Raw genomic sequence first — 13918 nt, forward strand, 5'->3', positions numbered from 1 at the left:
AATGGGACTGTTTTTTCAGAACAATTCTTTGGTTATTGGCACTATATTTGTACTTGTTATGCTTGCAGCTATTATGTCAACTGCTGATTCTATCTTATCAGCAGCTTCATCCCATATTGTAAAAGATATAATTGCTGTTTATTATAAAAAACCTAGAAATCAACTTATGCTGTCAAAGATAAGCGTATTGGTGGTAGGTTTTCTTGCGCTCTTATTATCCTATTTGCTTCCAACTATAATCGATGCTCTTGTATTTTCATATACTATATATACATCTACAATATTCATTCCTTTGATTTTGGGTATTTTTTGGCAAAAGGGCGATAAGTATGCTGCAATTATTAGTATGATAATATCAACTGTTGTTGTCCTATTAGCTTATTTTATTAGTCCACCGGAATTTTCTTTTGAGATATTTGGTGCTCTTTTCTCATTTTTAATATATTTTGTTATAACTTTAGTTAAGATATGATTTATTATTGAAATAATTAAAATATTTTGATATATAAAATAAAAAATTAATGGGGTGTTTTAAGTGATAAAGTTTTTTTCATCGTTATTTGATCTATTTTTTTCATTATTTAGTAGAAATTGGCTAACTTTAATAGGAGCACTATTATCTACCTTCTGTGCATTTGCTATTATATTTTTTGTTATTGTTGGATTGCTTGTGAATGAGATAACACCTTATATTGGCATTATGGGCTTTTTAATACTGCCAATATTATTTATATCTGGGGCAATTATAGTAGTCATTGGTATTTATATTGATTATCGGAAAAGAAAACAAACAGGAGAAAAAGGGCGAGTTTATCCAAGCATAGATCTTAATGAGTCACATTCAAGACATAAGTTTTTTTTATCTATTGTAATTTTATTTGCCACTTTTTTTGTTTTAGCAATTGCAATTTATCACAGTATACATTTTATGGATACTGTTACTTTTTGTGGAAGAGTCTGCCATACTGTTATGGAGCCTGAATATAAATCATATGTTAGATCTCCTCATGCTAGGGTTAAATGCGTTGAGTGCCATATTGGGCCAGGCGCAGATTGGTTTGTGAAATCAAAAATTTCTGGCACAAGACAGGTGTTTAATACTATTTTTCATTCCTATGATAGACCAGTACCTAGTCCAGTTGAGAATTTAAGGCCTTCTAGAGGTACTTGTGAACAATGCCATTGGCCAGAGCATTTCACTGGAAGTAGACTAAAGGTTTTACATAAATATGCAATGGACAAAGAAAATACTCCGAGAAAGACAGTTTTATATATGCATATAGGTGGTGGTATATTAGAAGAAGGTATACACAGCTGGCATATTGATAAGTCTAAAAAAACAACATATATACCATTAGATGAAAAGAGGCAAGAGATAGACTGGGTTAAAGTTGAAGAAGATGGGAAAACAACAATTTATAAAACTAAGGAATTTGATGAGAAGAATATAGATATAGAAAAGGCTGAAAAAAGAGTTATGGACTGTATAGATTGTCATAATAGACCAACCCATATATTTTATTTTCCAGATGAAGCAATGGACAGAGCTTTACAGTTCGAGAAAATTGATAGGAGTATTCCATATATTAAAAAAGTAGGAACTAATACATTGTTATCCGTTGATGAAGACACTAAGAATGCGAGAAATATTATTAGAGATAAAATAAACGCAACTTATAAAGAAAAATATCCAAGTATCTATAAAAATAAGAAGGAAGCTATAGAAGAGGCAATTAATGAAATTATAAATATCTATGAAAACAATGTATTTCCAGAAATGAATGTAGGATGGGGCACATATCCAAATAATATAGGTCATACGCGATTCCCTGGTTGCTATAGATGTCACGATAATAGGCATGTATCAGAGAATGGAAAAGTTATTTCATCAAACTGTGACACATGCCACAATATTTTGGCCTTAGAAGAAGAAAAGCCTGAAATATTACAAACTTTAAATAAATAATGTACAAGCGTTGAATAGTTTGGTAACAGTTACTAATCTATTCTATGAAACATATTTTGCGTTTTATCAGGAACTTCTTCACATCATAAAGATTGTATCTTGTTTAACAATAAAATAATGTTAATTTATTAAAATATTTAATTAGGGATATAAAATGCAGAAAAAAATAATTTTCTTAATATCAATTTTTTTGATATTTAGTTCATTGAAAAGCACAATTTCACAAGTTCAATTACCACCAGTTCAATTGCCAAGGCCAATATCGGGACTTCAAAAGTATGATGAAGATAAAACATGTAAAGGTTATACACTTTTAACACCTATACCAATGCTTGCAATGGAAAATCAAAAAATTAGGCTGATCGATATGGATGGTAAAGTAGTTAAAACCTTTGGAATATATGCATTTCCAGCCAAAATGCTGCCAGGTGGATATCTAATAGGTAGAGATGGCTACGAAGGAATAGATATTATGGACTCTAAAACAATTTTAGAAGTTGATTGGAATGGAAATGTTCTCTGGTCCTTTGATAGATGGTGGCAAGATGAGAATGGGGTTTGGTATTCAAGGCAACACCATGACTATGAAAGAGAAGGATTTCCAACAGGATATTATTCTCCATACGTAAATCCAAAACCCTTGGAGGGCAGTACATTGGTACTAGCTCATGAATATGTTGACTTTCCACTTGTTACAGATAGAAAACTAATCGATGATGTAATATATGAGGTCGATGAGAATGGAAATTTAGTGCCTCCTGAAGAAGGTGGTTTTTTCTGGAGGACAACAGATCATTTTGATGAACTTGGCTTTGACGAGGATGCTATAGAGGCAATGAGAAGGTCTGCAAGAAATTATGAGGCCTACGACTGGTTTCATATGAATAGCATTAGCTTATTAGGTGAAAATAAATGGTATGATCAAGGAGATGAGAGGTTTAACCCTGAAAATATAATGATTTCATCTAGGAATACAAATATTGTTGCGATAATAGATAGAGATACTGGTAAAATTGTATGGCAGATTGGTCCAGAGTATGAAAACGAACCTTATAGCAAATTGGGTAAAATTATAGGGCAACACCATCCACATATGATACAAAAGGGGCTTGATGGTGCAGGAAACATTTTGGTTTTTGATAACGGTGGGGCAGCAGGCTTTGGTTCATTTTTAGATATAGAAGCCTTGCCAAATATCTTTCCAAGCGATTTGAGATTTTTCTCAAGGGTTATTGAATTTGATCCTATAACATATGAAATTAAGTGGGAATATATAGATAGATTTGCACTGACTATACCACTATCTGGGGAATTCCATCGATTTTTTAGCGTTTATATAAGCTCTGCCCAAAGACTACCCAATGGAAATACTTTAATTGATGAGGGAGCAACAGGAAGAATTATTGAGGTTACAAAAGATGGCGAGGTAGTATGGGAATATATATCACCTTATGTGGGCTTGAGTTTTAATGCTGTGTATCGTGCTTATCGTGTTCCTCCAAAGTGGTTAAAAGATGAAAATGGAAATATGTTAAAGGATGACAATGGTAAACCTCTTATTGACTATTATAAAAATTCAACAAATCCTTGTTGGTAGATCATATGAAAGGGCTACAATAAATAAAAATTGTAGCCCTTGGCTTTATAATAATTAATTTCTAAAAATACTTATTGCAGCTCCGCCTCCTGGAGCAAGGTGGAGGTGTATGTTAGAGGACCTATCTACTTTAATCGTTCTAATATTGTAAGAAGTAGGATTATCATCCCAGTGAGCGTTTTCTCCATCTTCATAAATTGTAGCAGTATAATTTTTAAACCTATCTAAAAAATCAAGGGGTATATCAAAATCTCTTGCTTTTTCATTTGTGATGCTTCCAATAAACCAGTTATCTGAATTTCTCTCTTTTCTTGCTATTGTTACATATTTACCAACCTCACCGTTTAAAACTTTTGTTATCTCCCAATTAACAGGGACATCTCTAATAAATTGTAATGCAGGATGATTATCATAATTTTCTACTAAATCTGCAGCCATTTGAACTGGGCTATAAATAACAACATATAAAGCTAATTGCTGAGCTAATGTAGTATGGACTCTATCGTTATAAGGGTTGTCAATTTTTTTGGTTAATTTTATATCAAATATGCCGGGTGTAAAATCCATTGGACCTGCTAATAGTCTAGTAAAAGCAAGGGTAGGGTTATGATTAGATGGATTTCCACCGTCAGTTGCCCATGCATTAAATTCTTGACCTCTAGCCCCTTCAGCAGATAATAAATTTGGATAGGTTCTTCTTAAGCCTGTGGGTTTTATAGGTTCATGAACATCTAAAGCTATTTTATATTGCGCTGCTTTTTTGGCAGTATTTAAATAATGGTTAACCATATATTGACCGTGGTGATATTCACCCCTAGGAATAATAGAGCCAACATAACCCGTTTTAACAGCATGTAAATTTAGTGATTCCATAAGACTATAAGCCTCATCTTGATGCTCTTCATAATTTTCAACTGAAGCGGAGGTCTCATGATGCATTATTAAATCTACACCCTTTGATTTACCATAATTTACAACTTCTTCCAAATCATAATCTGGATAAGGCGTTACAAAATCAAAGGCATGTTCTCTATCCTCTTCGTTTCTCCAATATTCCCAACCAATATTCCATCCTTCTACAAGTAAGCCTTTAATATTGTTCTTTGAGGCAAAATCTATATATTTTTTAGCGTTTTCTGTTGTTGCACCATGTTTTCCTGTGGGCTCAGGGTTTGTTGACATAAATGTATCCATATCTTGCGTGCCAGCGTAGTCCCACGTTGAGATTCCCAAATGCATCTCCCACCATATACCTACATATCTCATTGGTTTAATCCATGATACATCACCTAGCTTGTTAGGTTCATTTAGATTTAGTATTATATTTGATTCAATTAAATCTCCTGCTTTTTCACCAATTTGTACAACTCTCCAAGGTGTATAGAAGGGAGTCGTCTTTTCTACTTTGTAATCTTTTCTATCTGTTCCAACTAGTGCACTATTCATTGAAAGGTTATCTTTGTCTATTTGTAAAGTCATTGAGGAATAATCTACCAAAGCCGCCTCATGAAAGGCTAAATATAATTTATCATTTGTTTTCATTGTAACAGGAGTTGAAACTGCATTTATTGGGATATACGAGGCAGCAATATCGGGATTATCTCTTTTACTTATTGCATCAATTTCTGAAAATTTTGTATGATTATATAAATGTTCATAAGAATCCCAATCCCCTGGTATCCACCATACTTCGTGATCATCAGTTAGGTTAAACTGAGTATTTTCTTCAAGTATATAAACATTTTTCAAGTTTTCCTGTTCTGGAAAATAATATTTAAATCCTATACCATCATTATATACTCTAAAAACTATACTTAATTGCCTTTTTAAATCTGTGTTTTCTCTTAGTAAAATTGTTAGTTTTCTATAATTATTTTTTATAAAATGGTTTTCACCAAAGGGCATCTCCCATTTATTATTATATATAGATTTTTTAGTACCAATTACATCGAAATTATCTTTTATGGGTGGCATGTTTTTCAATGTAAAACCCAATGATGAGGTATCTATAATTTTTTTATTTTTAAATAATACATTGTAGGCAATTTCACCATTTTCAGATAATAGAAAGTTTATTTTAACATCTCTATTTGGTGAATATACGCTCTCAACTAATTTAAACGCGGCTAATGCGCTGCAATTAAAAAGGGCAAATAATAATAAAGGGGTAAAAAATAATTTAACTATAATATAAATCCTTCCAAACATTTATTTCTCCTGTTTATAAACTTGTTATAAAATACTAATTTATTTTTAATATAGTGTCAACATAAAATAAATATATAAATCAGTATATAGAACTAAAGTTATTGAATAATTATATTATTTTAACCTAAAGCTATATTAGGTATAAATGTAGCAATAGCTGGGAATAAAATTAATAATATAGTAGAGATAATTAAAAGAATCATAAAGGGATAAGTTTTTCTTATTACTTCTAAATAAGGTCTTCTAAATATTAATTGAGCTGTAAAAATATCACACCCAAAAGGTGGACTAGCAGAGCCAATAGCAGCCTGTAGTACTACTAAAATACCTATAAATACTGGATCAATACCTGAACTTATTATATATGGATTAAATATGGGGGAAAGTATATAAATTGCCACTATTGGGTCAACAAACATACAAGCAACAAAATAGGTTACAATAATTGTTATAATTATTTTTAGCTGGGATGGATCAGTACCCATTATTGCAGGCATCACTTCCTGAGGAATACGCATATAACTTAATACCCAAGTTAGCGCTTGACCAGCACCGACAAGAATAAAGACCACAGCAGTGATTACCCCTGTTTCTAGAAATATATTTAGAAGTTTTTTTGGTTTTAATGTTTTATATATTATACCTTCTAAAATTAATGCATAACCAACTGCAGCAGCGGAGGCTTCTGTAGGGCTAAATATTCCACAAAATATCCCACCAATAATAATGATAGGGAAAAACATTACAAAGGTAGCTTCTTTTAGTGCATTTAAACGTTCTTGCCAAGAAGCCTTTGGCAATTGTCCAACACCTTTAATTTTCGAATCTAAAAAATTATAGATTGAGAATAATATGAATATTAGTATACCAGGACCTATACCTGCTAAAAACAGTTTATTAATAGAGGTGTTTGTTGCAACGCCATAGACAATAGATGCAATACTAGGCGGGATAAGTAGTGCTATGTCACTAGAGTTTATTATAAGCGCCAATGTGTAAGAGCTAGAGTAACCAGCCTTTAGTAACATAGGTCTCATTACTCCACCAATTGCTGCAACAGTTGCTTGAGTAGAACCCGATATAGCTCCAAATAGAGTACAGCTTGCAGTTGTTGTTATTGGTAGACCCCCTGGTAGATGACCCATAAAAGTCTTTACTAGATTTATTACTCTTGAAGCTGAATAGCCAGCATTTATAATATTAGCTGCTAAGATAAACATAGGAACACATATCAAAGAAGGAGGGGTAAAACCATTTATCATTTGTTGTATAATAACTTCAAAATGAAAGGACTCTAAATTTGTCCACAAGTAAAGAAGGAGTGAAAATGTTATAACTATCACGAAGGGAAGGCCCAATAAAAGCAAAATGATCATGCTTAGCCATAAAATTTTCATTAAACACACCTAGTCGTATTCATTTTTCTTAATGGCAGATGCCCAAGTTTCCTTGTGAGTTAAATTTTTTATAAAAGCAAGTAGATATTGTAGACCAGTCATAAAAAAACCAATTGGAGCTACAATAATAAAATACCAGTAGGGTATTCTCAAAATTGGAGTTAATTGCTCAACACTTTTTAAATGAATTAGATATGAAATACTATAATAGCATAACATAAACATAGTAAAAGAACTTATCATAGTTGATAATAGTATTATTGGTTTTTCAATAAAAGTGGGTAATAATTCTGATATTGCCCCCATTCTTATATGTCTTGCGTTTCTAGCTGCATAGCTCAAACCAGAGAAGGTAACTAAAATTATCAAAAACCTTGTAATTTCATCTGAATAGTAAATGCTTCTAAAAAACTCCCTTGCAATTACATCTGCTATTAAGATTATAACTAACCCAATAACACCTAGCGATATAAGGGTTGATTCTATTAAATAATTAATACTTAGTAATTTACTGCTTAAGTATCTTGTATATTTATTTATTTTTTTCATATGTATTTAAAAGGGTTTATTTTGTTTAATTGTTATTTTTGCTTTCTCTATGTCATTTTCTAATATTTTATAAATTTCTCCTGCATTTTTACCGATTAAAGAATCTAGGTTTGAGATTATTTTTTCTTCAATTATTTTTTTTGCTTTATTTAAGTCATCATTATTAAATTTATAGAACTTAACTTCAGGTTTTTCTTCCTTTATTTTTTTCATATCCCTTTTATTTCTCTCCACTATCCATTCGTAAGATTTAATTATAGCACTTACCCAAAAGTCTTCTATTTTTCTCTGCAAATTAGGTGGCAATGAATTAAAAAAATCAAGATTTGCCGCTATTATTCCCAAGAAAGGAGATGTCCACATCTGGGTAAAAAAGGGGGATACCTCATAGAATTTCATACTATAGTTTGCAAACATTGGCTGTATTTGAGCATCTAATACATTTGTTTGAAGAGAGGAATAAATTTCTCCATAATCCATCGTAGTTGGACTAAAACCATAGGCGTTATATTGATGAATAAGCATTTTAGAGTTCATAACCCTTACCTTTACACCTTTTACATCCTCAAAGTGAATTAAAGGTTTTTTTGATGTAATCCACTGCCAACCTTCAAATGTCACAGCCAATGGATATAGATTTCTTTTCTTGAAAGCCTTGGTTAGTAATTTATAGAAATCTCCTTTTGTAACTAAATATTTTATAATTTTACCTGTATTCTCTTTAGGTAATAAATAGTGAATTTTTAAAAAGTCACACTCAGGCACAAAGGCACTAAGATGAGCTGCTCCTTGATAAACAAAATCTACTGCCCCTAATTGGCAGAGTTGGTTTATATTCATTTCAGAGCCCAGTGTTCCATAGGGATAAACATCTAAGTTGAATAATCCATTGGTTTCTTTTTTCATATATGCTGCAAATTTTCGTGACCACACAGTCATTAAGTCGCCTTCAATCTCTGCTGAAGCCAATTTTGCATTAATGATCTCTCTTTTTGTATTAATTCCATATGTGGTGGTTGGGTTTATAAATAGAATTATTAAAATTATAGATAAGAAATAACTTTTATATTTAAAATTCATAATTTAATTTATTGATTTAACAAAAGCAATTTTACAATACAAATAATAGTTATAAGAATTTTGTTGGACGAATCTTCTTATAACATTCATTAGTTTATATGTAACATACATAAAATGTAATGTCAAGTTAATTGTAAAATTCTATTTTAATTGACTTAAAAATTTTATATATATATAATATATATAAATAATTATGTGAGGATAAAATGATAAGAATACTAAATCTGTTAATAATTTATTTCTTTTGTTCTACTATTATTTTATTTGCTCAGATTGGAGAACAGGTAACTTTAAATAATGATGAAGGAAATAACTGCAATGTTGAAGAACAAGAAAGAACAGTAGTAACAGACCATATAATAACTATAAATGGTAAAGATGTTCCTTACAAAGCCAAAACTGGCACATTGTTTGTGTATAATGAAAAGGACGAACCTATTGGAAGTTTCTTTTATATAGCCTATATGCGATCAGATATTGATAATAAAGATACAAGACCTATAACATTTGCATATAATGGTGGTCCAGGTTCAGCATCCCTCTGGTTGCATATGGGGGCAATTGGTCCAAAGAGAGTAATAACAGGTGATACTTATCAAGCTCCAGGCCCTCCTTACACATTAGTAGAAAATGAATACACTTTGTTAGATGTAAGTGACCTTGTTTTTATTGATCCAATAGGTACAGGTTATAGTCATGCTTTAGGTTGTGAAGATCCTAAACAATTTTGGGGCTATATGAATGACATAGCTTCTGTATCAGAATTTATTAGGAGATTTGTTACTGAAAATAATAGGTGGAAATCACCAAAATACTTATTAGGCGAATCATATGGTACAATGAGATCAGCGGGAGTAGCTAATTATCTACAAAACTATGAGGGGATGTATCTTAATGGCATAGTTTTTATATCAACAGTGCTTGACTATAAAACGATTAGTTTTGATGAGGGTAATGATTTGCCATATATATTATTTTTACCCACATATGCAACAACAGCACTATATCATAACAGAATAGTAAACCCTTATGATTCTTTAGAAACATTTCTTAAGGAAGTTAGATCATTTTCGGTGAATGAATACAGTGGTGCTTTATTTAAAGGTGTTTTTTTAGAACAAAATATGAAAGAAGAGATTATAACAAAATTATCAGAATTTACAGGCATATCTAAAGATTTTATTCGCAAGGGCAACATTAGAATAAAAGATTATGAGTTTAGGAAAGAACTATTAAGAGATTATGGTCTTATTACGGGTAGATATGATTCAAGGATATTAGGCTATGCTGAGAATATTAATTCTTCATTTCCTGAAGGAGACCCTTCATCTTGGGTTATCGACGGGGCCTTTAATGCTGCTATTAAATCATATTTGTCTGAGGAGTTAGGCTATGAGGAAAAAAGAACCTATGTAACAGGTGGTGGTGTTGTGTGGGATTTTCCTGAAAATGAATATTTAAATTTTAGTGGTGAGTTAAGAACTGCTATGGTAAGAAATCTAGTGCTAAAATCTTTTTTTGCAAATGGTTATTATGATTTAGCTACACCTTTTTTTGCAACTGAATATACAGTTGCTCATTTAGGGTTACCTAAAGATATATTAAATAGAATAACCTTTAAATATTATAAGGCTGGACATATGATGTATACAAATTTGGACTCTTTGAAAAAGCTTAAAGGAGATTTGTTGAATTTTTATAATAATTAACTAAAATAATAAACAAACAATAATGCCATATATAAATGTTGATAATATTAAGACTTATTATGTAGCTAGCAATTTTTCAGATGAGAAAATTCCAATAATATTTATTCATGGAGCAGGGAATACTTCACATACGTGGTTTAATCAGCTTAATTTAAATATTGAGAAATATTTTCCATTGGCAATTGATTTGCCAGGTCATGGTAGAAGTGAAGGAGAAGGAAGCGATAATATAGAGGGTTATTCGAATTTTATTTACTCATTCATTAATAAAATGGATTTTAAGAATGTGATACTAGCAGGACACTCTATGGGAGGGGCAATTGTTCAAGATTTTTCTTTTAAATTTCCTGAAATTGTAACTAAAATAATATTAGTTGCAACTGGAGCTAAATTAAGGGTAGCACAGGAGATATTAGAAAATACTAAATTAGGCTATTCCTACAATTATCTAGCTTATTCAAATAAAACAGATAATAATATAATAAAAGAAGCTGAAAGTGAGTTTTCATTAACAGATCCTATGGTAAGATACAATGATTTTATAGCATGTAATAATTTTGATATGATGGATAAAATTGATCAATTAGAGATACCATCACTTATAATTGTTGGAAGTGATGATATATTAACACCATTGAAATATGCCAGTTTTTTACGTGATAAGCTAAAAAATTCAAGATTAGTAGTTATTGATGAGGCAGGGCATAATGTTATGTGGGAGAAACCCAAAGAAACTAATGCTGCCATAATATCTTTTTTAACAGATAATTAAATTTTAAAAAATATATAAAAATTAGTACTTGATATATTTATTTTTTATTACTAATCTCTTTAAAAACTAAATAGGGGTAAAATATTGAAAAAGAAATTTAAGGCAAAATACGTCTTGTTTTTAGCTATTGTTATTTTTATTTTTTTGATAATATGGGTATTTTTTAAATATATGGAAGCTGAGAAACCAGTTATTGCAATTAAACCTGATATTACATTTTTAAGTAGTTCACAGGCGTTAGATATTTCAGCAAAAGATATAAAAAGTGGTTTGAAGAGCATATCTATTGAATTAATACAAGATGATAAAAGCAAGGTTTTATATAGTAAAAGACTTAAAGGAAGTTTATTTAATTATAATAAAAATAAGAAGAAATACAGTATAGAGTTTATGTTAGAACCATTAAAGTTAGACTTTTACAATGGGGATGCAAAACTTATTATAATAGCTAGGGATTATTCATGGAGAAGTTGGTTTAAAGGAAATTCAGCTAAGATATCAAAAGATATCACAATTGATGCTGAACCGCCTGTGGTTGAGGTTCTGACAAGTAATCATTATATATCACCAGGTGGATCAGCTTTAGTTATATATAAATTGAATGAAAAAACAAAAAAGAGTGGTGTAATAATAGATAATAAGTTTTTTCCAGGATATTCTGGTTATTTTAAAAATAATAATATCTATTTATGTTTTTTTGCTCTTGATTATAATAAACATAAAGTTGACCAATTGTACGTACAAGCAGTTGATTTGGCTGGAAATATAAGCAAGAAAGGTTTTGATTGTTATATAAAGAGTAAACATTTTGATCATGAAGTTTTAGATATTACTGATAGCTTTTTATCAAGAAAATTACCTGAATTTGAGAAATATGTTGATTTTGATCCTAAAGAAACAAAGATAGAAAAATATTTAGAAATTAATAATAGATTAAGAAGTAAAAGCTATAAAGAATTATTTACATTATCTGGTAAAAGTGAGAATAAAATGTACTGGAGTGGTGCTTTTCTAAGAAATAAAGGTGCAACAACAGCTAATTTTGCAGATCAAAGAAGCTATAGATATAAAGGCAAGATAATTGATAAGGAAGTGCACATGGGTGTAGATATTGCCTCATTTAAACATGCACCTGTTAAGGCAGCAAATAATGGCAAAGTGGTTTTGACAAAAGCTATTGGGATATTTGGGGATACAGTTGTTATAGATCATGGTTTTGGATTATTCAGTATGTATTCCCATCTTAGTAAAATAAGTGTTAAAAACAATCAAATTGTTTCAAAGGGTGATATTATAGGAAATACCGGTATGACTGGTTTAGCTGGTGGAGATCATCTCCATTATGGTATGTTTATAAATAAAACCTTTATTAACCCTATCGAATGGTGGGATGAAAACTGGATAAGTAATAATATAATAACAAAATTAAAAAATGTCGAAGAATCTATTAAGTTTAGATAAATAAATATATTATCAATTTAATGTTTAATTATATATTTTTTTATGATACATATAAGGTAAAATTAATATAATCTTAACAAATAACACCTAAATTTAAATTAAGCTTATATAATTCTTTTTATAGATAATTATGGAAGATAAAGTAAAGATTAGTATTCAAAATATTACTAAAATATTTGGGAACCATCCAGATGAGGCATTAAAGCTTTTAAATAAAGGTTTATCTAAAAAAGAAATCTTTAAAAAAACAAAACAAACTATTGGTATTGTCAATGTTTCTTTTGATGTATATGAAGGTGAAATCGTTGTTGTTATGGGTTTGTCAGGAAGTGGCAAATCTACGTTAATAAGATGTATCAACAGGTTAATAGAGCCTACTTTTGGCAAAATTTTTATTGATAATATAGATGTTACTTCATTAAACAGTAAAGAACTAAGGCAGTTTAGACAAAAATATACTGGTATGGTTTTTCAGCATTTTGCACTGTTTCCACATTGGCCAATACTTAGAAACGTTTCCTATGGCTTAGAGATACAAGGGGCACCTAAAAAGGAAAGAGAGGAGAAAGCAATGCAAGCCCTTGAAATGGTTGGCCTAAAAGGGTGGGAAAATAGTTATCCTAGAGAGTTATCGGGAGGTATGCAACAAAGGGTTGGCCTAGCAAGAGCTTTAGCTCTTAATCCTGAGGTTCTTCTAATGGATGAGGCCTTTAGTGCTCTTGACCCTTTAATAAGAAGTGAAATGCAGGATGAGCTTATAAATCTCCATCAAAAAATGAAAAAGACTATACTTTTTATTAGTCATGATTTAGATGAAGCACTAAAATTAGGGGATAGAATAGTATTAATGAAAGATGGTTTTGTTGTTCAGATTGGTACACCAAATGATATATTGATGAATCCTAAAAACGAGTATGTAAAGAGATTTGTAGAGGATGTGGATCCTACAAAAGTATTGACTGCTGAATCTGTTATGAAAAGATCTGAAGCTGTTGCATATATTAAAAATGATGGCCCTAAATCAGTCTTACGCAAGATGAGAAAAAACAATCTATCAACTCTATTTGTTCTTGATAAAGATCATAGGGTAATTGGTATTGTTAATGTGGGAGATGTAGCCAAAAACATAAATAAAGGAAAAAATATTATTAGTGATATTGTTGATACAGATATAGTTAA

General features: G+C 30.6%; 11 protein-coding genes. 7 read left to right on the plus strand and 4 right to left on the minus strand.

Translation table 11 applies throughout. From position 1 onward, the window contains the following. From SVN78_04410 to SVN78_04420, 3 genes are all read left to right on the plus strand, one after another. Positions 1–472 (plus strand): sodium:solute symporter family protein (locus SVN78_04410; protein ID MDY6820847.1); only part of this gene is annotated, 472 nt, incomplete at its 5' end. 63 nt (positions 473–535) lie between these two features. Then, positions 536–1966 carry a NapC/NirT family cytochrome c gene (locus SVN78_04415; protein ID MDY6820848.1) on the plus strand — a complete coding sequence of 477 codons (1431 nt, stop codon included), beginning with the start codon at positions 536–538 and terminating at the stop codon, positions 1964–1966. A 154-nt stretch (positions 1967–2120) separates the two neighbouring features. Next, on the plus strand, positions 2121–3563 hold the full coding sequence (locus tag SVN78_04420; GenBank protein MDY6820849.1) for an arylsulfotransferase family protein: 1443 nt from the start codon (positions 2121–2123) through the stop codon (positions 3561–3563). A gap of 54 nt (positions 3564–3617) precedes the next feature. Here SVN78_04420 and SVN78_04425 read toward each other — a convergent pair whose 3' ends face one another. From SVN78_04425 to dctP, 4 genes are all read right to left on the minus strand, one after another. After that, positions 3618–5771, minus strand: a complete 2154-nt coding sequence (locus SVN78_04425) for a glycoside hydrolase family 97 protein (GenBank protein ID MDY6820850.1) — start codon at positions 5769–5771, stop codon at positions 3618–3620. Positions 5772–5890: 119 nt separating this feature from the next. Further along, complete coding sequence (locus tag SVN78_04430; protein ID MDY6820851.1) at positions 5891–7168, minus strand: TRAP transporter large permease; 1278 nt, start codon at positions 7166–7168, stop codon at positions 5891–5893. Between the two features lie 9 nt (positions 7169–7177). Then, positions 7178–7717: a TRAP transporter small permease gene (locus tag SVN78_04435; GenBank protein ID MDY6820852.1), complete on the minus strand. Its 540-nt coding sequence runs from the start codon at positions 7715–7717 to the stop codon at positions 7178–7180. Between the two features lie 6 nt (positions 7718–7723). Continuing rightward, positions 7724–8797, minus strand: coding sequence for a TRAP transporter substrate-binding protein DctP (gene dctP / locus SVN78_04440; GenBank protein ID MDY6820853.1), 1074 nt, complete (start codon positions 8795–8797; stop codon positions 7724–7726). Positions 8798–9003: 206 nt separating this feature from the next. Here dctP and SVN78_04445 point away from each other — a divergent pair, with 206 nt between their 5' ends. The 4 genes from SVN78_04445 to SVN78_04460 form a co-directional block, all read left to right on the plus strand. Continuing rightward, a complete protein-coding gene (locus tag SVN78_04445) occupies positions 9004–10506 on the plus strand; it encodes a peptidase S10 (protein MDY6820854.1) in 1503 nt (500 codons plus the stop codon). A 22-nt stretch (positions 10507–10528) separates the two neighbouring features. Further along, a complete protein-coding gene (locus SVN78_04450; GenBank protein MDY6820855.1) occupies positions 10529–11278 on the plus strand; it encodes an alpha/beta hydrolase in 750 nt (249 codons plus the stop codon). A gap of 84 nt (positions 11279–11362) precedes the next feature. Then, positions 11363–12739 carry a M23 family metallopeptidase gene (locus tag SVN78_04455; GenBank protein ID MDY6820856.1) on the plus strand — a complete coding sequence of 459 codons (1377 nt, stop codon included), beginning with the start codon at positions 11363–11365 and terminating at the stop codon, positions 12737–12739. 130 nt (positions 12740–12869) lie between these two features. Beyond that, on the plus strand, positions 12870–13918 hold a 1049-nt coding region (locus SVN78_04460), incomplete at its 3' end, for a glycine betaine/L-proline ABC transporter ATP-binding protein (GenBank protein MDY6820857.1).

Source organism: Deferribacterota bacterium, assembly GCA_034189185.1.
Lineage (GTDB): Bacteria > Chrysiogenota > Deferribacteres > Deferribacterales > UBA228 > UBA228.

What these genes read in the sequence shown, in the direction of transcription:
- SVN78_04420 (MDY6820849.1), top strand. Translation starts at nt 2,121, where the DNA reads ATGCAGAAAAAAATAATTTTCTTAATATCAATTTTTTTGATATTTAGT.
- SVN78_04425 (MDY6820850.1), bottom strand. Translation starts at nt 5,771, where the DNA reads ATGTTTGGAAGGATTTATATTATAGTTAAATTATTTTTTACCCCTTTA.
- SVN78_04430 (MDY6820851.1), bottom strand. Translation starts at nt 7,168, where the DNA reads ATGAAAATTTTATGGCTAAGCATGATCATTTTGCTTTTATTGGGCCTT.
- SVN78_04435 (MDY6820852.1), bottom strand. Translation starts at nt 7,717, where the DNA reads ATGAAAAAAATAAATAAATATACAAGATACTTAAGCAGTAAATTACTA.
- dctP (MDY6820853.1), bottom strand. Translation starts at nt 8,797, where the DNA reads ATGAATTTTAAATATAAAAGTTATTTCTTATCTATAATTTTAATAATT.
- SVN78_04445 (MDY6820854.1), top strand. Translation starts at nt 9,004, where the DNA reads ATGATAAGAATACTAAATCTGTTAATAATTTATTTCTTTTGTTCTACT.
- SVN78_04450 (MDY6820855.1), top strand. Translation starts at nt 10,529, where the DNA reads ATGCCATATATAAATGTTGATAATATTAAGACTTATTATGTAGCTAGC.